General features: G+C 39.0%; 23 protein-coding genes. 1 reads left to right on the plus strand and 22 read right to left on the minus strand.

Annotation, left to right across the window (positions count from 1 at the left end; translation table 11 throughout):
• Nucleotides 1-41: 41 nt before the first annotated feature.
• The 22 genes from spo0A to spoIIIAA all read right to left on the minus strand — a co-directional run bounded on the left by spo0A (nt 42) and on the right by spoIIIAA (nt 20,496).
• Nucleotides 42-836 carry a sporulation transcription factor Spo0A gene (spo0A, locus tag ACIFOT_RS30665; RefSeq protein ID WP_223591483.1) on the minus strand — a complete coding sequence of 265 codons (795 nt, stop codon included), beginning with the start codon at nt 834-836 and terminating at the stop codon, nt 42-44.
• Nucleotides 837-1,121: 285 nt separating this feature from the next.
• Nucleotides 1,122-2,411, minus strand: coding sequence for a SpoIVB peptidase (gene spoIVB / locus ACIFOT_RS30670; RefSeq protein ID WP_430072308.1), 1,290 nt, complete (start codon nt 2,409-2,411; stop codon nt 1,122-1,124).
• Between the two features lie 122 nt (nt 2,412-2,533).
• A complete protein-coding gene (gene recN, locus ACIFOT_RS30675; protein ID WP_430072311.1) occupies nt 2,534-4,222 on the minus strand; it encodes a DNA repair protein RecN in 1,689 nt (562 codons plus the stop codon).
• 15 nt (nt 4,223-4,237) lie between these two features.
• Nucleotides 4,238-4,687 carry a transcriptional regulator AhrC/ArgR gene (gene ahrC / locus ACIFOT_RS30680; protein WP_223591477.1) on the minus strand — a complete coding sequence of 150 codons (450 nt, stop codon included), beginning with the start codon at nt 4,685-4,687 and terminating at the stop codon, nt 4,238-4,240.
• A 151-nt stretch (nt 4,688-4,838) separates the two neighbouring features.
• Nucleotides 4,839-5,669: a TlyA family RNA methyltransferase gene (locus ACIFOT_RS30685; RefSeq protein WP_430072315.1), complete on the minus strand. Its 831-nt coding sequence runs from the start codon at nt 5,667-5,669 to the stop codon at nt 4,839-4,841.
• A gap of 3 nt (nt 5,670-5,672) precedes the next feature.
• Entirely contained in the window at nt 5,673-7,568 is a 1,896-nt protein-coding gene (gene dxs, locus ACIFOT_RS30690) for a 1-deoxy-D-xylulose-5-phosphate synthase (protein WP_430072318.1), read from the minus strand.
• A gap of 240 nt (nt 7,569-7,808) precedes the next feature.
• The gene (locus ACIFOT_RS30695) at nt 7,809-8,702 is read right to left on the minus strand and encodes a polyprenyl synthetase family protein (RefSeq protein WP_430072321.1); all 894 of its coding nucleotides are present in this window, start codon (nt 8,700-8,702) and stop codon (nt 7,809-7,811) included.
• Nucleotides 8,703-8,704: 2 nt separating this feature from the next.
• Nucleotides 8,705-8,938, minus strand: coding sequence for an exodeoxyribonuclease VII small subunit (locus ACIFOT_RS30700; RefSeq protein WP_335715157.1), 234 nt, complete (start codon nt 8,936-8,938; stop codon nt 8,705-8,707).
• The gene (gene xseA / locus ACIFOT_RS30705; protein WP_430072325.1) at nt 8,928-10,286 is read right to left on the minus strand and encodes an exodeoxyribonuclease VII large subunit; all 1,359 of its coding nucleotides are present in this window, start codon (nt 10,284-10,286) and stop codon (nt 8,928-8,930) included. Before xseA ends, ACIFOT_RS30700 begins: the two co-directional genes overlap by 11 nt.
• Before the next feature lie 218 nt (nt 10,287-10,504).
• Nucleotides 10,505-11,362 carry a bifunctional methylenetetrahydrofolate dehydrogenase/methenyltetrahydrofolate cyclohydrolase FolD gene (gene folD / locus ACIFOT_RS30710; protein WP_430072329.1) on the minus strand — a complete coding sequence of 286 codons (858 nt, stop codon included), beginning with the start codon at nt 11,360-11,362 and terminating at the stop codon, nt 10,505-10,507.
• A gap of 36 nt (nt 11,363-11,398) precedes the next feature.
• Nucleotides 11,399-11,797 carry a transcription antitermination factor NusB gene (gene nusB, locus ACIFOT_RS30715; RefSeq protein WP_430072332.1) on the minus strand — a complete coding sequence of 133 codons (399 nt, stop codon included), beginning with the start codon at nt 11,795-11,797 and terminating at the stop codon, nt 11,399-11,401.
• 211 nt (nt 11,798-12,008) lie between these two features.
• Entirely contained in the window at nt 12,009-12,416 is a 408-nt protein-coding gene (locus ACIFOT_RS30720; RefSeq protein WP_430072335.1) for an Asp23/Gls24 family envelope stress response protein, read from the minus strand.
• An 18-nt stretch (nt 12,417-12,434) separates the two neighbouring features.
• Nucleotides 12,435-13,790 (minus strand): acetyl-CoA carboxylase biotin carboxylase subunit, encoded by a 1,356-nt coding sequence (gene accC / locus ACIFOT_RS30725; RefSeq protein ID WP_430072338.1) that lies wholly within the window; start codon nt 13,788-13,790, stop codon nt 12,435-12,437.
• A 14-nt stretch (nt 13,791-13,804) separates the two neighbouring features.
• A complete protein-coding gene (gene accB / locus ACIFOT_RS30730) occupies nt 13,805-14,314 on the minus strand; it encodes an acetyl-CoA carboxylase biotin carboxyl carrier protein (RefSeq protein WP_430072341.1) in 510 nt (169 codons plus the stop codon).
• A gap of 1,043 nt (nt 14,315-15,357) precedes the next feature.
• The gene (locus ACIFOT_RS30735) at nt 15,358-15,918 is read right to left on the minus strand and encodes a SpoIIIAH-like family protein (RefSeq protein WP_430072344.1); all 561 of its coding nucleotides are present in this window, start codon (nt 15,916-15,918) and stop codon (nt 15,358-15,360) included.
• Between the two features lie 16 nt (nt 15,919-15,934).
• A complete protein-coding gene (gene spoIIIAG / locus ACIFOT_RS30740) occupies nt 15,935-16,585 on the minus strand; it encodes a stage III sporulation protein AG (RefSeq protein ID WP_430072347.1) in 651 nt (216 codons plus the stop codon).
• Nucleotides 16,578-17,207, minus strand: coding sequence for a stage III sporulation protein AF (gene spoIIIAF, locus ACIFOT_RS30745; protein ID WP_430072350.1), 630 nt, complete (start codon nt 17,205-17,207; stop codon nt 16,578-16,580). Before spoIIIAF ends, spoIIIAG begins: the two co-directional genes overlap by 8 nt.
• Nucleotides 17,208-17,222: 15 nt before the next feature.
• Nucleotides 17,223-18,422: a stage III sporulation protein AE gene (spoIIIAE, locus tag ACIFOT_RS30750; protein WP_430072353.1), complete on the minus strand. Its 1,200-nt coding sequence runs from the start codon at nt 18,420-18,422 to the stop codon at nt 17,223-17,225.
• A 13-nt stretch (nt 18,423-18,435) separates the two neighbouring features.
• Entirely contained in the window at nt 18,436-18,825 is a 390-nt protein-coding gene (gene spoIIIAD, locus ACIFOT_RS30755; protein ID WP_289985496.1) for a stage III sporulation protein AD, read from the minus strand.
• 16 nt (nt 18,826-18,841) lie between these two features.
• Nucleotides 18,842-19,045: a stage III sporulation protein AC gene (gene spoIIIAC / locus ACIFOT_RS30760; RefSeq protein ID WP_007084610.1), complete on the minus strand. Its 204-nt coding sequence runs from the start codon at nt 19,043-19,045 to the stop codon at nt 18,842-18,844.
• A gap of 11 nt (nt 19,046-19,056) precedes the next feature.
• Nucleotides 19,057-19,572, minus strand: coding sequence for a stage III sporulation protein SpoIIIAB (gene spoIIIAB / locus ACIFOT_RS30765; protein ID WP_430072356.1), 516 nt, complete (start codon nt 19,570-19,572; stop codon nt 19,057-19,059).
• On the minus strand, nt 19,573-20,496 hold the full coding sequence (gene spoIIIAA, locus ACIFOT_RS30770; RefSeq protein ID WP_430072359.1) for a stage III sporulation protein AA: 924 nt from the start codon (nt 20,494-20,496) through the stop codon (nt 19,573-19,575). It lies immediately after the preceding gene.
• A 174-nt stretch (nt 20,497-20,670) separates the two neighbouring features.
• Here spoIIIAA and ACIFOT_RS30775 point away from each other — a divergent pair, with 174 nt between their 5' ends.
• Complete coding sequence (locus ACIFOT_RS30775; protein ID WP_430072362.1) at nt 20,671-21,336, plus strand: SIMPL domain-containing protein; 666 nt, start codon at nt 20,671-20,673, stop codon at nt 21,334-21,336.
• The last annotated feature ends 118 nt before the right edge of the window (nt 21,337-21,454 follow it).

Raw genomic sequence — 21,454 nt, forward strand, 5'->3', positions numbered from 1 at the left:
CCTCTAAAATGAAGGCTTTTTAATTTAATTTACTCTTCCTTTCAAGAAGCCTTATGCTCTAAGCGAAGTTTATCAGCAACCATGGCGATAAATTCTGAGTTCGTTGGCTTTGCCTTTGACATACTGACAGTATATCCGAACAACGAAGAAATGGAGTCGATATTGCCACGGCTCCAAGCTACTTCAATCGCATGACGGATTGCACGTTCTACACGGCTGGCTGTTGTGTTGTATTTCTTAGCGATGTCTGGATATAGAACTTTAGTAATCGAGCCAAGCAGTTCGATATCGTTATAAACCATCGAAATCGCTTCTCTTAAGTATAAATAACCTTTAATATGGGCCGGTACTCCAATTTCATGGATAATACTGGTAATGCTGGCATCAAGATTTTTTGGTTTTTGTTCGGATTGGGAACGATAATTAGTTGCCGGAGCCTTACGTGTTGTAAATAAATTGCTGCTGCCGCTAACTTGTCTAATATGACTTCCTAAATTCTCCATATCAAACGGTTTAAGAATAAAGTAAGAGGCCCCAAGTTCAACCGCTTTTTTGGTTACGTCCTCCTGCCCAAATGCAGTCAGCATTATGACATTTGGCAAAACTCCTTTTTTCAGTTCACGAAGACGTCCTAATACTGCTAAACCATCAAGATGCGGCATGATAATATCTAAAACGAGAACATCAGGATCTGTATTACTTAACATTTCTAAACATTCCTGACCATTGTGAGCAATACCTACTACTTCCATATCATCCTGGGACGAAATATAGTCCTCTAATAATCCAACTAGTTCCCTATTGTCATCAACGACACATACTTTTATTTTTTTCAACTCCGGTTCCTCCTTAACTCGACTCATAAATCTCTATTTCAGTTTCATCCCTTATTCTCTGTAAGCTCTTAATTCTATTCTAAATTAGAAATTCGACAATGCAACAAAAAATCCTCTCATTTTTTTAATATTTCTTAAATTAGTGATAAAATCTTATCTTTTCTTTGTTTTCCTCATCTTTTCGACGAAAATCGCGTTTTTTCCAAAAAATAACTGCTATTTGTCGAAAAAACTTTATATAAGAGAAGAAGCAAAATAGGGATATTTACCTATTTTGCTCTAATATCAACTCGCTTTATTTTTTGGCATATCATATATGTTAATTCCAGCTTCATTTAGCATCCATTCAATATGGACCCCATAACCTGAGGTTGGATCATTGACAAAGACATGTGTCACTGCTCCGACAAGCTTTCCATCCTGAATAATCGGACTTCCGCTCATTCCTTGAACGATTCCTCCCGTTTTTTCAAGCAGCTTAGGGTCGGTTACTTTTATGACCATGCCTTTTGTAGCCGGAAACTTTTGCGGGATTGTGCTGACAATTTCGATATTAAATTCTTCAACTTTGTCATTGTTTACAACTGTTAATATTTTTGCTGGTCCTTCTTTTACTTGATGGGATAAAGCAATTGGCAGTGGTTTATCTAACACGCCATTTTTTAACTCCTTATTTAATTCACCAAAAATTCCAAATGGGCTATTCTTAGTAATATTACCGACAATTTCTCGGTCCGAAGAGAAACGCGCTAGCTTTTCACCCGGGTCTCCATTACTGCCTTTTTCAATTGATGTTACGGTTGATCTTACAATTTGACCATCTTCTACAACAATCGGCTTTTTCGTATCCATATCGGAAATAACATGGCCAAGAGCACCATATTTTTTGGATTGCGGATGAATAAAAGTCATCGTTCCAATCCCAGCAGCAGAATCTCTAATATACAAGCCAAGCTTATAACTATTTTCCTCTTTATCCTTTAATGGGGTAAGTTTAGTCTTAAATTTGCCGCTTTCTCGGCTGATCATCATATCTAATGCTTTGCCATCCTGTCCAGCAGCTTGTACAAAAGGCGCAACATCTGTCATTTTTTCAATTTTATTGCCATTGATTTCTGTGATGATATCTCCAACTTTAATTCCTGCAATTTCACCTGGAGACTTTTTTCCATTTGATGTGTTGACTAAGTGGTGGCCGACAACCAAAACTCCTACAGTATTCAATTTTACACCGATTGATTGACCGCCTGGAATGACACGGAAATCTTTTAAGACACGTACATCGACCTTTTTAATGGGGATACCGGCATATTCTAAAAGCATTTCATTTTTGCCTTTTTCTGATGCCTTTACCGAAACTGAATGTTTTTCCTGTTCAAGTGTGATAGTGGAATTGTGAGATACTAAAGCGGCTGAAACCGGGACAGCCTTTTGAAACGTATAATCTTGTCCTTCAAAAACAGTGATTGTTTTAGGTACACTTAAATATTGTTGCAATGGCTGAAAAAAAATAAGGCTAATTAATGAAACAAGGAGAATTCCACCAATAATTTTTCTAATTATCTCTAACTTCAAACTTTTCACTCTCCTCGCTTCTAGTTACATCAACTGAAATGGCTACATCTATAATTTTGCCTCCTTGACAATCATTTATAACTTCGTTCTACATAAAAAAGCTACCCAGAATGGATAGCTTTTCAATTTTTTTTATTTATTTCAGCTAATTGCAATAATTCCTTCGCATGTTGTTTCGTTAAATCGGTTATTTCCACTCCAGAAATCATCCGTCCGATTTCTTTTATTTTTTCTTCAATATTCAATGGCGAGACGGAAGTTTTCGTTCTGCCGCCTTTAATGATCTTCGAAATAAATAAATGTGTATCAGCCATAGCCGCTACTTGAGGCAAATGCGAAATACATAAAACCTGGGAATCAGATGCTACTTTATAAATTTTTTCGGCAATTGACTGGGCCACTCTGCCGCTAACACCCGTATCTACCTCATCAAAAATAATGGAAGTGACGCCTTGATGTTTAGAAAAAATACTTTTTAATGCAAGCATAATTCGTGATAACTCTCCGCCAGAAGCAACCTTTGATAATGGTTTTAACGGTTCTCCAGGATTGGTGCTTATATAAAACTCGACATGATCAACACCTGTTTTGGAAAAATGCTCGATATCAGGCTCAAAACGAATCTCAAAAACGGTTTTCGCCATGTATAATTCTTTCAATTCTTTATGTATTAATTTCGTCAACTTTTCTGCCCATTTTTTCCGGAGTTCAGTTAATTGCTTAGCTTCTAGGCTCAAATCCTTTTTGATGGAAGCTAATTCCTTTTCTAACTCCCCAATATGTGTTTCTTTGTTTTGCAACGTTTCAATCTCTTCTTCGATTTTAGCGGCATATTCCACTATTTCATTAATGGTTTTGCCGTATTTACGTTTTAGTTGGTTGATTTCATTTAATCGATCTTCAATTTCATTTAACCTTTGCGGGTCGAACTCTAATCCGTCTAATTCATTTCTTAACGACCGGGCAGCGTCCTCTAATTGGTAAAAGCTATTTGAGACCGATTCAAAAATTTCTTTATAGGCATTATCGAGAGAAGCTGCATCTTCAAGATGCCCCATGACCAAACTGATCCAATCGAGTCCTTTCTGTTCACCGTTTAAGCCATTGTAACTTGATTGTACGGCCGCAAACACCTTTTCAAAATTCCCCAGTTTCTTCTTTTCTACATACAATTCTTCATCTTCCTGCGGCTTTAAATTTGCTTTTTGGATTTCATCAAACTGAAATAAGATTAAATCCAAACGATGGGCCGTTTGTTGATCATTATCACTTAAAGATTTAAGCTTTTGCCGGGTTTGTTCATACCGGTGGAATACTTCCTGATATTCTTCTAGTGAAGGTAAGATTTCTTCTGAACCAAATTGATCAAGCAAAGGTAAATGCCAAGATTCATCCATTAATTCTTGGTGTTCATGTTGCCCGTGAATATCGACAAGTGTAGCCCCAATTTCACGAAGTGTAGAAATGGTTACGAGCTTTCCATTTATACGGCATACGCTTTTTCCAGTCTTGGCAATATCACGACGTAAAATGACCATCCCTTCTTCGATATCAATCCCGAACTCCATTGCTTTGAATATTACAGGATGTTGTGGATCATCAATTTGGTATAACCCCTCTATTTCTGCCTTTTCTTCTCCATGGCGGACAAATTCCGCCGATCCCCTTCCGCCAACGAGGAGATGAATGGCATCAATGATAATAGATTTTCCAGCGCCTGTTTCTCCTGTCAATACGGTTAAACCTTTTTTAAAAGAAATCGTTAAATTTTCAATAATCGCGAAATTTTTAATTGATAATTCTGCTAACAAGGAACTCTCCCCCAATTAAAGCATGTCAAGGAACCTATTGGTAATCACTTCTGTATCTTCTGGTGTCCGGCAAATAATAAGCATCGTATCATCACCGCATATGGTTCCTAATATTTCGTCCCAATCCAAGTTATCGATGAGAGCACCAATAGCCATAGCATTTCCCGGCAGGCATTTCATGACGAGTAAATGTCCTGCGGAATCAATTCGAACAAATGCGTCTATTAATGATCTTTTTAGTTTTTGCAAAGGATTAAACCGCTGATCAGCAGGCAAGCTGTATTTATAGCGCCCATCACTTAGTGGCACTTTTACAAGGTGTAACTCTTTAATATCCCGGGAGACGGTGGCCTGAGTCACATTATAACCTGCATTCTTAAGTTCATCGACTAAATCATCCTGTGTTTCAATATCATTGGTAGCAATAATTTCTCTTATCTTTATATGTCGTTGTCCTTTATTCATACTTTCACCTCGTGGTCGTTAAAACAACTGAGTATTTTGTTCTATTTTGTCGCTTCTACTCATATGTTAGCCCATTTTTCTATACTTGTACATTTTTTTCTTAATAAATATGCAATGAAATACAAAAAAAGGGTAAGCGAACCTACCCCTGTTATTCTTGCTTTGTATGAAATTCTCTATGTGCCTCCTTAACCACATCGGCTGGCAAAACCGGCAATAGGTTTACTCCCGTCTCTCTTTCGCCTTCCCATTTCAGGTGAAGAAGGAACTCAATATTCCCATCTCCGCCGGTAATTGGTGAATAAGACAAGTTCGTAATAGTAAACCCTTGTTGAATAGAAAAATGAATAATTTTATCAATCACTTGAAGGTGAACTTTTTCATCCCTTACAATACCCTTTTTGCCTACTTGCTCTCTGCCCGCCTCAAATTGTGGCTTAATAAGGGCAATTATGTCACTTCCTGGTACTAAGAGCGTTTTAAGTACAGGCAAAATTAAAGTTAATGAAATAAAGGAAACATCGATGGAGGCAAAATTCGGCATTTCTCCGTTCAAATCAGCTGGTGTAACATAGCGAAAATTTGTTCTTTCCATGACAACGACTCTATCATCTTGGCGAAGCTTCCATGCAAGCTGATTGTAGCCAACATCAAGGGCATACGACAATTTCGCCCCATTTTGCAGGGCACAATCCGTAAAACCTCCAGTCGAAGCTCCAATGTCTAACAGAACCTTATCCTGGATATTCACCTCAAAGGATTTTAATGCCTTTTCGAGCTTTAATCCTCCTCGGCTGACATATGGCAGCATATTGCCTTTAATATTAAGCGGGATATCCGTTTTAACTTTTTCACCTGGCTTATCTAAACGCTCTTCGTTTGTATAAACCAAACCAGCCATTATCGCCCTTTTAGCCTTTTCACGGGTTTCAATTAATCCCCGTTCCACAAGTAAAACATCTAAACGTTCTTTATTTTTCATTATTTAAGCCCTTTGTTGTTTTTTTCGTGCAAGAATGGTAATTCGTTTAACTACTTCCTCTGTTGTCAGGCCAATTTCATCAAGGAGTGAGCCTACGTCACCATGCTCAATAAATTGATCGGGAATTCCTATTCTGTCTATTTGCGAATGATAAAAGCCATTTGTCTGGGCAAACTCAAGAACAGCACTTCCAAATCCACCTTGCAGCACTGCTTCTTCAATCGTAAGGATCGGCATATTTTTTCCTAAGAGGATATTTAACATCTTTTCATCCAAAGGTTTAATAAAACGGGCATTAACGATTTTTACAGAAATCCCTTGCTTCTCGAGTCGCTGTGCTGCTTCTAGTGCCATTGGAATAGTAGTTCCAAAGGTTAAGATTGCAGCATCATCCCCCTCTTTGAGTACTTCCCATGTACCAATCGGAATATTGTGCAAATCCGTATCCAATGGCACACCCAGCCCATTTCCGCGGGGAAATCTTAAGGCAATTGGACCATCATCATATTTCAAGGCCGTATAAACCATATGCTGCCCTTCATTTTCATCCTTTGGCATCATTAACACCATGTTAGGGACATGGCGTAAAAAAGCAATATCAAATACACCTTGATGTGTTTCACCATCAGCACCCACCAAGCCAGCTCGATCAATTCCGATAAACACATTTAAATTTTGCCGGCAGATATCATGAACCACTTGATCATAAGCCCGTTGCAGAAACGTTGAATAAATGGCCAAAAAAGGTTTCATGTTTTGAGTAGCTAATCCTGCAGCAACTGTTGCAGCATGCTGTTCCGCGATTCCTACATCATACATTCGGTCAGGAAACTCACTGGCAAAACCTTCAAGCTTAGAACCTACCGGCATCGCCGGGGTTATAGCGACAATACGTTCATCCTCACGAGCAAGCCTTCGAACCGTCTCGCTTATTAGGCTGCTCCAGGCTGGCGGCTGTTTTTTATCAGGTTTAACAAAAGCACCAGTATCCATCTTATATGGACCTGTACCGTGCCATGTACCGGTTTTATCGCTTTCAGCAGGTTGATATCCTTTACCCTTTTTCGTAATCACATGAAGGAGTACTGGGCCTTCAGTCTTTTTCGCATAGCTAAGGTTTTCAAATAAGTCATCAAAGTTATGGCCATCAATTGGACCTAAATAAGTAAATCCAAGTTCTTCAAAAAACATGCCAGAAACAAATAAATATTTTAGGCTGTCTTTTACTCTCTCTGCCGTTGCAGCAAGTTTCCCACCAACAGCAGGGACCTTCTTTAATAACACTTCTAACTCATCTTTTACCCATTGGTATTTTCCTGCTGTACGTAATTGACCTAGGATATTATGCAGGGCACCTACATTCGGTGCAATTGACATTTCATTATCGTTTAAAATTACAATCATATCTTTTTTCTCGTGACCAATATGATTCAAAGCTTCTAATGCCATACCTCCGGTTAAGGCACCATCACCAATTACAGGAATAACGAATGACTTTTCCTTTTTTAAATCTCTTGCAATTGCCATTCCCATAGCAGCAGACAGAGATGTGGAACTATGTCCTGTTTCCCATACGTCATGTTCACTCTCAATTCGTTTTGGAAAGCCGCAAAGGCCCTTGAACTGTCTTAAAGTATCGAACTCACAAGCTCTTCCCGTTAAAATTTTATGGACATAGGATTGATGGCCCACATCCCAAATAATTTTATCAGTTGGGCTTTCAAAGCATTTATGTAAGGCAATTGTTAGTTCTACTACACCTAAATTAGGTCCAATATGGCCTCCAGTTACAGATAACTTTTCAATCAAGAATTGGCGAATTTCCTGACTTAAAGCCTCCAGTTGTTTGTTTGACATCCTTTTTAAAAAGGATGGGTCTTTTATTGATAATAGATCCATGTTTGGACCACTCACTTTCATACTTTTTCATACTAAAAGGCTCTGGTAAACTTGGTTGTTGATTTGCGCTCCAGGCGCTTCGCTTTCCGCTCTAATCAACAGTTTTAAAAAATCAACTATTCCACTTATCATAGCCTTCTAAAAAAAGCCGCTAACACGAAAGTGATAACGGCATTGACAACGTTTTCTACATTGAAAACAATTATAACACACTTATTTCATTGCCTCAAATAACCGTTCTTAATGGTCTCTCGAAGCAACTAATTCCGTTAATTCCATCAGTAATTTGGTATCTAAACCTGTCTTTTCTAAATGTTCATTTGCCAGTTTTATTTGCCTATGTAAAGCATCTTTAGCCCCATCTAAAGATAACAATTGCGGGTATGTGCTTTTTTGATTTGTTTTGTCACTTCCAACTGGCTTTCCAATTAGATGTTCATTTCCAACCACATCCAGGATATCATCCTGAATCTGAAAAGCAAGACCAAGATGATGGGCAAATGCTGATAAATTTTCTAGTTGAATTTGATTGGCACCGGCGATAATCGCTCCGGCTAAAACACTATATTTCAACAGTTTCCCAGTTTTATGAATATGGATATATTCCAATTCCGCTAGGGAAAGGGCTTTCCCTTCTCCTTCCATATCTGCTACTTGACCGCCTACCATTCCTTCCGTTCCTGCAGCCTTTGCCATTTCTATCATTAACTTTAGCTTTGTCTCAGGGGTGGCATATTCATTTGGCATTTTACCAACAACCTCAAAACTATAGGTTAGTAATGCATCCCCAGCCAGAATTGCGATGGCGTCTCCAAACACTTTATGATTGGTTGGCTTCCCCCTTCGAAGATCGTCATTATCCATACTTGGCAGGTCATCATGGATTAAGGAGTAAGTATGTATCATTTCAATTGCAGCTGCAGCAAAAAGACCTTGGTTTGGGTCCATTCCAAACGCATCCAATGTTGCGAATAATAATAGGGGACGAATTCTTTTTCCGCCTGCTTCAAGGGAATAGATCATTGATTCTTTGATGATAGAGGGTGCATCAAGCTCATCAACCAGAGATTTAAGTTTATTCTCAAGGAGCTGCTTATAATCTTGTGAAAATGTATGAAGTAAACCGGCTTCCAAGTCTATTCCTCCTCAGCAACGGAAAAATTCTCCGTGCGTCCATCCTCCGTAATGATTTGCGTCAGCTGTTCTTCTACGCTTTTTAATTTATCATGACAAAGTTTGGATAATTCCATACCTTCTTTATAGAAGATAATCGCTTCCTCTAAAGGAACATCACCTTCTTCAAGTTTATCGACGATTTGCTCGAGCTTCGTCATTGCCTCTTCAAAGGATAATTTATTTTCATTCGGCACTTTTTTCGCTCTCCTTTATGTTCTCCACTTTACAGTAAAGACTGCCATCTGTTAATTGAATCTGTACCTGTTCATTTACTTTTACCTGGCTGACACTTTTGACCAGACGATTTTCTGCTGAATAAGCTAAACTGTAACCGCGTTCCATTATTTTCAACGGACTTAATGCCTGTAAAGTTGATACTAGTCGATCAAAATCTGTTTGTTTTTTGGATAATATTTTGTGCATTGCACGGTCTATGTCTTTGTGTGTACGGTCAAAACTTTTTTTGGCTGCAGCTAAGGTCTCGCTCGGGTGATTCCTCTGCAAACGTTTATGAAGAAGGTCATGCTGTCCCTTTTTAATCGAAGTCAAGCGAGAACTTCCACGTACAAGCAGTTCAGTTAGCTTATCGACCTGCTCCAATTTTTGTTCATATAAACGATGAGGATAACGGAAAGCATACGATTTTTGTACTCTGCTTAATCGTTCCCTTTCAAACCGAAATTTTTCCTGCATCGCCCTAAGCAGCCGTGTTTGGCGCTGCAGAACCCTTTCCATTAATTCCTCAATATGGGGAACAGCAAGTTCAGCGGCACCCGTTGGAGTTGGCGCCCTTAAATCAGCGACAAAATCGGCAATCGTGAAATCGGTTTCGTGTCCGACGGCTGAAATAATTGGAATCCGCGATTGATGGATAGCTCGGGCTACAAGTTCCTCGTTAAACGCCCACAACTCCTCAATTGATCCACCGCCGCGGCCGACAATCAATACATCAATGTCTTTCATAGTATTTGCTTTTTCAATTTGCCTGGCGATTGACGGGGCTGCGTTCTCACCTTGCACAAGGGCAGGGAAAACAAGAATATTAGCAATAGGATACCGCCTTTTAATTGTGGTAATAACATCTCTTATCGCTGCCCCGGTTGGTGATGTGATGATTCCTACAGTTTTAGGAAATAACGGAAGGGCCTTTTTGGTTTCCAAAGCAAATAAGCCTTCTGCTTCAAGCCGTTGTTTTAATTGCTCAAATGCCAAAAATAATTCTCCAATTCCGTCCGGCTGCATTTCTTTTATATAAATTTGATACTGACCACCTGGTTCATATACAGTGATGTCACCTTTAACAATCACTTTCATTCCATTTTCAGGAGAAAACTTCATAAACCTTGAGTGACTGGAGAACATAACGGCTAGTATGCGGGCTTTTTCGTCTTTTAAGGTAAAATACATATGTCCACTCGAATGCTGTTTAAAGTTCGAAATTTCCCCTCTTACATGGATATCACGTAAATGTGGGTCCGCATCAAATTTTCTTTTTATGTATTTGGTTAAAGCATTCACAGATAAATATCGTTGTTCCTGCATGGCCGCTCCTTTTTTTATAGGAAGGTATTAATATTGACTTTGAAAATTGTCCAGCTACAGCGCCTATGGGCTCGCAGGTCTACAGCCAATCCGTCGAAAAGGTTAAAAAGCAACCTTTCCGCCGGCTCGTCTTATGCTTGTCGCCCCTGGTCGGTCAAGGCGCTTCCACTTTTCTAATAATAAAACTGTCCTTATCGATGATAAGGACAAGATCCTGCTTAAAAACCTCCGATACTTTCAGAAGCCGATTTTAAGGTATTGTACATAAGCATAGTAATCGTCATCGGACCTACTCCCTTTGGAACTGGAGTAATATAGCCTGCTTTTTCGCTAACATCATCAAAAGCAACATCACCACAGAGCTTACCTGCCTCATTGCGATTTATTCCGACATCGATTACTACCGCGCCTTCTTTTACATGGTCAGCTTTGACAAAATTCGGAATTCCCACAGCAGCAATTAAAATATCTGCCTGCCTTGTATGTACTCCTAAATCTTTTGTTTTAGAGTGACAATACGTTACTGTTGCATTTTTATTAAGAAGAAGTTGTCCTACCGGCTTGCCCACAATATTACTTCTTCCAACAACAACCACATGCTTTCCTTCTACTTGGATACCTGTTTCCTCAAGAAGTACCAAAATACCGTAAGGAGTACATGGTAGAAAGGCATTCTGCCCAGTCATCATTCTGCCAATATTAATCGGATGAAAGCCATCAACATCTTTTAAAGGAGAAATTGACTCAATTACCCTTGTTTCATCAATATGTTTTGGCAGTGGCAGTTGGACTAATATTCCATGGATGGATGGATCTGCGTTCAACTCTTCAATTTTTGACAAAAGTTCCTCTTCAGAAACTTCCTCAGGCATCGTAATCAAAAGGGAGTACATCCCAAGCTCTTCACATGTTTTTTGTTTGCTCTTAACATATGTCCGGGAAGCATCGTTATTTCCAACAAGAATAACGGATAATCCCGGGGTGACTCCTTGACTTTTAAGTTTTTGAACCTCTTCAGCAATTTCTAATCGTTTCTTTGCAGCAATTTCTTTTCCATTAATAATTTCAGCGGTCATTTTCCGTCTCCCTCACCCTAGAGATAACCCAATCAATTAATCGTTAAGAATTTTTTCTTTTACCTTTGAAAGAACACCGTTAATAAATTTACTTGATTGGTCATCTCCGAAAATTTTTGAGATTTCTATGGCTTCATCTAAAATAACTTTTTCTGGTACTTCAGAACGATAAAATTTTAGTTCACATACTGCAATTCTTAGTAAGTTTCGATCAACTGTTGCCAGCCGGTCCATTGACCACTTTTCAAGGTTTTCGATAATTATTTTATCAATTTCATCTTTGTGCTCTACCACACCAAAAACAAGCTTTGATAAATATTCGTCGCCTTCTTCTCCTTCCAAAACATGTTCAATAGCTGATTCTGGTTCAGTATTGCTTACATCGATTTGAAAAAGCGCCTGCAACGCTTTTTCCCTGGCTGTTCTTCTTTTCATTATACCTTTAACTCCTTTAGGGATATTAAGTAAATTTGTCTATTTTATATACAAGATATAGTATTAAGGTAATCGTGAAACCTTACACATAAAATGATAATAGCATAACTAAAAACGATTCGCACATTTACAAAGACAATTTTCTAATTTGCAACCGCTTTTATTTTAAAAAAATGAAAAAACCAAAGGAATAGGCTCCTTTGGTTTCATTTTATACTTCTGAATCAATTTCAGGCTCAATTTTTTGGGTTTCAAATTGGATGCCAACAACATGAATGTTAACTTCTTCCGCATCCAATGCCGTCATATTAAGCAGTGCCTGACGAATATTATCTTGGACTTTCCCAGCAACCGTTGGAATAGAAACGCCAAATTTCATTAAACAATAGACGTCTACTTTTATTCCTGATTCGGTTAGCTCCACTTTCACGCCTTTACCATGGTTTTTCTTCCCAAGGCGCTCAACTACACCTGTTGCAAAATTTCCGCGCATGCCTGCAACACCATCCACCTCGGATGCGGCAATACCTGCAATAACTTCAATTACTTCAGGAGCAATCTCAATTTTCCCAAGGCCGTTATTACCTTGTTCCATTTCCAAGATGCTGAATTCGCTCATCAAAAACACCTCCAGATTTTAGACTGATTTCATCACATCATGCAATTCTAAGAATTTCGTATTAAACTGGCCTTCTACGAATTTTTCGTGCTCAAGCAGTTTTAAATGAAACGGAATGGTTGTATTAATACCTTCCACCACAAATTCACTTAAAGCGCGCTTCATTCTTGAAATTGCCTCTTCCCTGCTGCTTCCATATGTGATAACTTTCGCAATCATCGAATCGTAGTATGGTGGAATTGTATATCCTGGGTACGCTGCTGAATCAATCCGAACACCCAAACCGCCTGGAGGTAAGTACATTTTGATTTTTCCAGCGGAAGGGAGAAAATTCTTCTCCGGATTCTCTGCATTAATCCGACATTCAATTGCCCAGCCTGTGAAGGTGACATCCTGTTGTTTTAAGGAAAGCTTTTCACCATTTGCTACACGAATTTGTTCTTTAATTAGGTCGATTCCTGTGACCATTTCGGTAACAGGGTGCTCCACCTGGATCCTAGTGTTCATCTCCATAAAATAAAACTTTCGATTACGATAGTCATATATAAATTCTACCGTGCCCGCACCGGAATAATCAACTGCTTTCGCCGCTTTAACAGCTGCATTTCCCATTTCTGTGCGAATTTCGCCATCTAATGCAGGTGAAGGAGTTTCTTCGAGAAGTTTTTGAAGTCTGCGTTGGATGGAACAATCTCGTTCTCCTAAATGGATCGTGTTTCCATAATTATCTGCTAGCACCTGTATCTCAACATGCCGGAAATCCTCGATATATTTTTCAATATAAACACCTGGATTCCCGAATGCTGTTAATGCTTCCTGCTGAGTAATATTGATTCCTTTAATTAATTCCTGTTCATTTTTAGCAACGCGGATGCCTTTGCCGCCTCCGCCGGCTGTTGCTTTAATAATGACTGGATACTCAATTTTTTTTACCAGCTCAAGTGCTTCATCAATATCATTAATGATGCCCGTTGACCCTGGAACAATTGGGACACCTGCTTCCCGCATCGTTTCCCTTGCAATATCCTTGGTACCCATTTTGGTTATGGCTTCTGGACTTGGTCCAACAAAGGTAATATTGCATTCCCGGCATAGCTCAGCAAAATCAGCGTTTTCAGCTAAGAAACCATATCCTGGGTGAATGGCATCACAAGCGGTTAGCTTTGCAACGCTAATAATATTGGTAACGTTTAAATAACTGTCTTTTGATGAAGTTGGTCCAATACAGTAGGCTTCATCGGCAAGCTGTACATGTAATGCTTCGCGGTCTGCTTCAGAAAATACGGCAACTGATTCAATTCCCATTTCTCGGCAGGCTCTGATAATCCTAACTGCAATTTCTCCTCTGTTTGCAATTAACAGTTTTTTAATCATCCTGTTATCGCTCCTTATTCAGGCTTTACTAAAAATAAAGGCTGTCCGTATTCTACTAATTGGCCATTCTTGGCAAGAACTTCAACAATTTCTCCATTTACTTCTGCTTCAATTTCGTTAAATAATTTCATCGCTTCTACGATACAAACAATGGAATCCTTGGATACCTTTGTACCTGCCTTAACATAAGCATCAGCATCTGGAGTTGGTGACGAATAGAAAGTACCAACCATCGGTGAAGGGATCTTGTGTAAATTTGCTGTATCAGCTTGAGAAGTTGCTTCCACTTTTTGTGATTCCTGTTTTACTTCCTCTACTGCCGCAGTAGGTGCAACTGGGATTGGTTGAACAGGTGCAGCCGCCACTGGAGCTGCAGCTTGTGGAATTTGTTGTACAGCCGTTACAACTTGAGCTCCGTGCTTTTTCATTTTAATTTTAGAACCGTCAAGCTCATAGACAAATTCATCAATGCTGGACTGGTCAACTAATTTAATTAATTCGCGAATTTCTTGTACTTTTAACATTATGTAACACCCCTTGTACTCCATTAATTAGGACTTACTACTAATACTATACGATAATACCTTATAAAAGTTCAATAATCTATACATGATGAAAGGCGAATTATTATGAAATTGATTCAATTCAAAATATTATTTTCTCCTTTAATAGCTAAATTAAACTAATAGCTAAATTAAACCATTTAAAAAGGAAAGTCATTGACTTTCCTCAGATTATCGAGAAAGGGTATTTTTCTCGGCAATTTTTTACTTCGCGTGAATCTAAATTACGAAGTTTAATTAATTAATTAATTAATTAATTAATTGTCTCTGCTATTTGGCCTGTTGATTTCCGCTCCGGGCACTCGCTTTCCGCGGGGAGGTCCTGGAGCCTCCTCGGCGCTTTGGCGCCTGCGGGGTCTCCAGTGACCTCTATATCCCGCAGGAGTCGAGTGCCCTCCTCTCCAATCAACAGGGAGGCAAATTAACCCAAAGAATAGCAACACACTTTTTCTTGCCTTGCTAGGTAAGTTGCAATCTTTTTTATAAACCTCATTTTAAAAAGAATATGGGTATCAGATGGGCGAACAATATCCTCGCTATAAAGAGGACGAACTTTCTCTTAAAGGTAAAATCTATATTTTTGGAATCAATAGGAGAAGTTGGTCGTCTCGACCTAATTCATCAACAGGCTCGAATTCATATTCACTTTAGCTAAACTCTTTTGGCAACATTGATTTCGCTCTTATTTAGAATATTTAAAAGATGAGTTTAGGGTCTTTATTAAAAAACACTCTGTTGATTGGAGCGGAAGGCGCGAAGACTCCTGCGGGAGTACGGGGCAGGGGAGACCCCGCAGGAGCGAAGCGCCGAGGAGGCTCCCCGGCACGCCCGCGGAAAGCGAAGCGCCTGGAGCGCAAATCAACAGACTTGTTGCTAAGCCCAAAATATTAATAATTTTATAAAAAATTAACGCGGTGAACTATTAAAGAATTTTAATAAATAAAAGGCTATCGAAAGTTTGTCGACAGCCATGAAAGTCTTTGACTTTGATTACTTTGTGCAAGCTATTTAGCTGGCTGGAAGGTTACAGCTACGAAATTAGTATCACCAATTTCTTTTTTCACTTCTTTAATAATTTTATTGGCCTCAGCAGCACTATGTTTCTTCTTGGATTTAACTGTTACGTTTACTTTTTCACCATTTGCTCTGACAAGGACATCATCATATCCCATTGCTTTAATTAGGGTTTCAAGAATTTCTTCTTGTTGCGCTGTTTGCGTCAATTTATCCATTTGATCTTTTGCTTTACTCCGTTCGTCAGGAGTTAGGTCAGTAGATGCAAGGGTTGCTGTTAACTTTTCTTTCTCCTCACTTCGTGCATCTTCAAGCTTCATGCGCAATTCTTCAAATGCCGCATCCCCTGCAAAGGAAGAAACAACTGTTTTTCCATCCTTAGACTGGGTTTTAGTTTTTGACTGTTTTTGGTCCATTTGGTCTTTAGGATTTTGTTGCACCGCAGCGAGGTCATTGCTCTTTTGTTCTGGTGAAGTAATGTAATACACCGATAGCACGACTACTAAGCTCAACATTGTTAATAACCAAACCGTTTGTTTTTTCAATAGCATTATTAAAATCCCCCTTTTATTTTTTAGGCATAACAGCAACTCTATGGCTCGGAACTCCTAAGACACGCGTTACTGCATCGACAATCCATTTTTTCACTTGAATATTATCTGCACCCTTTGCAACCACCAAGACTCCGCGAATGTCAGGTTTCTTTGTTTCTACAACAATTGGAACCTCTTTATCTCCGTTTCTGATAATCACGAGCTGTTCATCTGTGGAGGTTTCCTGAACTTTTCGCTGGCCGCCTTCACGATCTGTTTCATCGGTGGTTTGTGTTTTTGAAACCCTATTTTTTTCTAGCACCTTTTTATCTGTAGAATCTATATTTACAACAACGGTGACATCGTCAACGCCTAACATTTCCTGAAGTGCTTTCTTTAGCTGATTTTCATATTTTTCTTCATATTCAGCTATCGCTTTATTACCAGAGCTCTTTTTGATTCCAAATGCAGGAACATCATTTGATTCGCCTTTATCATTCGTTGTAGCAGGTACAGCAGAAGAATTGGAGTCCGTTTTAAAGATGACATTGCCTACAAGCATAAAGGCTGCACCAATACAAAGGACAAGAAGCATATATTGATATTTCCCCGGTTTTTTTTCGGATTTTCCATCAAGTTTGAGCCATTTTTTCAAGGTTGATAATGGTCCTTTATTATTATCCATTCTTTTTATTGATCCCCCCTTCAATCGAAACTTCAACTGTTTTTTCTTTTACATTCCATTTTTGCGATAGAAATGCGGCTATTTGCTCTGTTTCTTCTGTTGATTTTTTTGATGGAAGAGGTGTTTCTGTATTAATTTCTATTTGTTTAATCGCTTCGACTGTCTTCACTTTTGTTTCTGGCTGTTTCAGAAGAACCATAACCTTTTGGAGGTTTTCAGGGAATGCTAGATCACTTTCTTCGTTTATGGCGATATCGATATTTGCTATCTCCAATCCGTATTGTTCCATCAACTCCTCCTTAACGTCCTTTTTCAGTCGGACAGCCATTTCTTCTAAAATATATGCATGTTGGGAGGCTTGTATTTCTTTTTTCTTTAAATCTATTAAATTTTTCATGTTTTTTTCTCCAGGGGCTTGATATGAAGGGAGAGAACCAAGAGCTGTTTCGAAGTCCTTAGAGATTAATTTGAAGATTGGAGTTAAAATAATGGCGATTAACAGCAATCCGGTTACCATCTTCGTATATTTTTGCATACTTGAATTTGGAAGGAGCATATCGATTACTGTTGCTAAAAGGATAAAAAGAATAATATTTGTTACCCATTCTTTTAAAAAGTCCATTGCTGGGATCCCCTCCTATCTCATCATCATCGTTAAATTTCCGGCCGCGACAATGACAGTAATACTTAAAAAGAACATAAGGGATACAATGCCAAGGGCTGCGAAGACGTATATCACGCTTCTGCTGATAATGTCCAGACATTTTATGACCGGCCCTCCCCCTAATGGCTGCAGGATTGCGGCAGCAAACTTATAAATAAAGGCAATCATTAAGATTTTAATAGCCGGAAAGGCAACAATGATTAATAGGATGGCTACACCCGCAATGCCGACAGTATTTTTTAACAGTACAGACGCACTAACGACCGTGTCTGTTGCGTCCGTGAACATTCTGCCGATAACAGGAATGAAATTCCCTGTTACGAATTTTGCCGTTCTTATTGTTACTCCATCCGTTACTGCTGCTGATGCACCTTGTACAGAGATGACGCCAAGAAATACGGTTAAAAACAGCCCCATTAACCCGATGCTCCAGTTTCTTAATAAGGCCGCCAATTGTGACACCTTATATTGTTCAGACATTGTACTTACGATACTGAGCAAGGTGGCTAAAAAAAGGAGCGGCAGAATAATATATTGCATGAATACTCCACTCATATTCATTAAGAAAAGAATAACTGGATGGAAGAAGGCCGCTGAAATAAGTCCGCCAGATGTGGCAATTAATGCAAGCAGCAATGGGACGAGCGCTAGTATAAAGGAAATCATTGTCCCAATCGCTTCATTTGTGTAGTTAATGGCAATATGAAAGCTGTTTAAGGCGAGTATGACTAGCACCATATAAACGATAGAGTAAGCAACCTTGCTTATGGCACTTTGTTCAAACGCATTTTGCATAGATTGAAGAAACATGCTAAAAATGGTCAGCATGATTAAGGTTCCAAGTAATTTACCGTTTGCAACAAATTCATGAAAGGCAAACTTTAGTACTCCCTGCCCCCATTGTTTAAAAGAGAACTTTTTTTCACCGCTTACAAAATCATACAAGCTTCCCTTTTGGCTTTCTGGCAGGAATCCGCCATATTTAGTGGAAATATCCTCCCAATATTGTTTAAGTTCTGTTAAATCCAAGGATTTAAGTTGTTCGTCAACCAATGTCTGAGGTGTTATTGGGGCAGCTGGGTCTTTAGATTCTTCGGCAGCTTGGACACTTGGAATAAATATAAAGAAGAATAAGAGAATAATAATAGGAATAATCTGCAGCCTAGCCTTCAATTTTTACACCTCATTAGCTCGGAATTAGTTTGATAATAGTTTCGATTAGAACCGTAAGAATCGGTATCGCCATGGCAAGTATGATAATTTTTCCTGCTAATTCAATCTTTGATGCCAGCGCTCCCTGTCCCGCATCCTTGGTGATTTGTGTAGCAAATTCAGCAATATAAGCAATGCCAATTATTTTTAATATGGTTTCAACATATACCAAATTTACCTTTGCATTAACGGCCAATTTTTCGAGCATATGAATAATTTCATAAATTTTATCTACTAAAAAAAGAAAAATGGTACAACCGACAAAGACGATTAAAAGGAAGGCAAAATTAGGTTTCTGTTCCTTTACAATTAAAGCTAGAAAGGTTGCAACAAGAGCTACGCCGATAATTTTTATGATTTCAATGGCAGAGCCCCCCTTTCTATTGAAACAAAAATACTGATTTTATTTTCTGGAAGAGATCATCGACTATCGAAGCGACCTGAAATAAAATGTAAATAAACCCAAACAGGGTAACCCATTGTGCATATTCCTTTTTTCCAACCTGATCAAGAACTGTATGCAAAAATGCAACGACTATCCCTACACCGGCTATTTTAAAAATAATATCCACTTCTAAGCCCATTGCTTTTCCCCCTAAAATAATAAAATGATCAGTAATAATCCCGATAGGAACCCGAGACTCTTTACCATTTTTTCGTATTTTGCTTGTGCTTGAATCGCGTCAGCTTCTTCTCTTTCCAAATGGGAAAGAGTCAGCAATATATGCTTCTGTTGGGAAAAGCGATCATGACGGCCAAGGGTTTCCCCAAATTGCTTCATAATTTCAAATTCTCCCTGCTTTAAAGCGGTTGACTTCCATATCTCTATTAGGCTAGTTTCCCAAGCCTCTTTTACCGTTGTTTCGGTATCCGTTAATTTCTTGGCAAAGCTATCAAAGAAAGATGATAGTGGCTTTGATAGCTGAACGGCTAATCTTCTTGCTGCTTCATGTAATGGTGTATGGCTGTACATAATTTCAGCCTCAAGAGATTGCAGAGCAGACCTTAAGGCACGAAGCTGCTTGGGCCTTTCACTAAAATGCCTGGCCGCCTCAAATCCAATGACAGTGGTTGCAACGATTATAAAGATGGCTCCAATAAGCTTAACCATTTATGTCACACTCACTTTTTGTTTCATTTCTTTTCCTGTTTCATCTAATATATGGGTAATGGTACCAGGACCACTTTTTCGGCTGAGAACAACAAACCGCTCGAAAATTTTTTGATCAAGGATTTCTCTTAAGGAAGGTCTGCTCCTTAATTCTTCCAAGCTCGTCCCATGTGTGGTCATTATGAGTTTTATTCCCGCATGAACAGCCTCCTGTATGGCTTCAGCATCTTCTTTCCTGCCAATTTCATCCACAATGAGGACTTCCGGACTCATCGAGCGAATCATCATCATCATCCCTTCAGCCTTTGGACAAGCATCTAATACGTCTACCCGGTTGCCAAAGGTCAGTTGAGGCACTCCATTCACACATCCGGCAATTTCACTGCGTTCATCCACTATACCGGCCTTCTTTGCCTCGATGCCTTTCACTTTATGCCCTGCAGAGATTATTCTTGCAATATCACGAAGCAAGGTGGTTTTTCCCGTTTGAGGTGGACCGATAATCATAGTGTGCATCCAGCTTCCGTTAAACAGATACGGAATCATTGGGTCTGCAATCCCAATCTTTTCTCTAGCAATCCGAATGTTAAAAGAAGCGATATCTCTGATGGCCTTAACCTTTCCGTCTTCGAGAATAACTTTGCCGGCAAGACCGATTCTGTGGCCGCCGGAAACGGTTATATACCCTCGTTTAAGTTCCTCTTCAAGCGTATAGATGGAGAATTGACTAATTTTATTCATTAGATGGAAGGCATCATCAGGCTGAATGATATATGAAAGGAATTTTGGTGCACCCTTCATCGTTATTTCAATCGGCCGATTGATGCGAATCCGTATTTCTTCCAATTCTTCTTTTTGATCAGAGGGGATTTGTTTGATTAGGCCGGCGATATTTTTAGGTAAAAAGTTTAGGATCGTTTCCACAAAAAGCTTCCTCCTCTTAAATGCCTGTCTCATTATTTAAAATGTATGCCTGCTAAGACACATTATGACTTTCAAATCTGTCAAAATATGTTTTGAGTCTATTAATAAATGGAACCTTTATTAAGGGGTATCGTATTTTATAGGAAAGAGAAAAGCTTTTGGGAGGGGAGATATGTGTACCATTACCAGCCATCGATTCGTAACGGATTTCCAAGAGCTGGGGAATCTTTAATCAAAGTGAATGGGGAAGGAGAATTAGCGGTACAACCGGACTCAGCTTCGGTAAACTTAGGTGTTATAACGGAAGGAAAGGAACTAATAACCGCTCAGCAGCAAAATTCTCAAAAATCTACAAAGGTAATCAATGCTTTAGTATCACAAGGTATCAGCAAAAATCAGATTCAAACCTTCGATTACCGTATAGAATCAGATTATGATTACGAACAGGGAAAACAAATATTCCGCGGATATAAAATCACTCATATCCTCCAAGTGAAGATAGACGATTTATCGAAAATAGGAAATATAGTGGATACAGCTGTCCAAAACGGTGTTAATTATGTCTCTAATGTTCAATTTAAGCTAAAAAACAAAGATGCTTACTACCAGCAAGCCCTTAAGCTAGCTCTGGCCAACGCTCATCAAAAAGCGAGTACTATTGCCAGTTCATTGAATGTGACATTAATACAAACTCCAAGCTTAGTCGTTGAGGGAGGAACCTCAGTCCAACCCTTTTCTTTTCAGCCAGAAACAATGGTTAAAGGCATTACTTCTACTCAAATTGAACCGGGACAAATTATTGTAAGGGCCAATATATTGGCCGAATTTCATTACACATAAGAAAAGCGTAAGCGCCTTGGTCAGCCCCGACAAGAAACCTCGAGGTGCTAGGCGCTGGAGCTGGACAGTTCTCGAAGTCGAAATTTATACTTTCCATTAAAATAGAGTAGGCGCATGA

This window comes from Neobacillus sp. NRS-1170, assembly GCF_050468025.1.

Coding starts and splice junctions, on each gene's coding strand:
- accC (WP_430072338.1), bottom strand. CDS start 13,790: ATGATTAAAAAACTGTTAATTGCAAACAGAGGAGAAATTGCAGTTAGG.
- ACIFOT_RS30720 (WP_430072335.1), bottom strand. CDS start 12,416: ATGAGCGAATTCAGCATCTTGGAAATGGAACAAGGTAATAACGGCCTT.
- ahrC (WP_223591477.1), bottom strand. CDS start 4,687: ATGAATAAAGGACAACGACATATAAAGATAAGAGAAATTATTGCTACC.
- folD (WP_430072329.1), bottom strand. CDS start 11,362: ATGACCGCTGAAATTATTAATGGAAAAGAAATTGCTGCAAAGAAACGA.
- ACIFOT_RS30685 (WP_430072315.1), bottom strand. CDS start 5,669: ATGAAAAATAAAGAACGTTTAGATGTTTTACTTGTGGAACGGGGATTA.
- spoIIIAG (WP_430072347.1), bottom strand. CDS start 16,585: ATGGATAATAATAAAGGACCATTATCAACCTTGAAAAAATGGCTCAAA.
- ACIFOT_RS30735 (WP_430072344.1), bottom strand. CDS start 15,918: ATGCTATTGAAAAAACAAACGGTTTGGTTATTAACAATGTTGAGCTTA.
- nusB (WP_430072332.1), bottom strand. CDS start 11,797: ATGAAAAGAAGAACAGCCAGGGAAAAAGCGTTGCAGGCGCTTTTTCAA.
- spoIIIAB (WP_430072356.1), bottom strand. CDS start 19,572: ATGGTTAAGCTTATTGGAGCCATCTTTATAATCGTTGCAACCACTGTC.
- dxs (WP_430072318.1), bottom strand. CDS start 7,568: ATGGATCTATTATCAATAAAAGACCCATCCTTTTTAAAAAGGATGTCA.
- xseA (WP_430072325.1), bottom strand. CDS start 10,286: ATGCAGGAACAACGATATTTATCTGTGAATGCTTTAACCAAATACATA.
- spoIIIAC (WP_007084610.1), bottom strand. CDS start 19,045: ATGGGCTTAGAAGTGGATATTATTTTTAAAATAGCCGGTGTAGGGATA.
- accB (WP_430072341.1), bottom strand. CDS start 14,314: ATGTTAAAAGTACAAGAAATTCGCGAATTAATTAAATTAGTTGACCAG.
- spoIIIAF (WP_430072350.1), bottom strand. CDS start 17,207: ATGGACTTTTTAAAAGAATGGGTAACAAATATTATTCTTTTTATCCTT.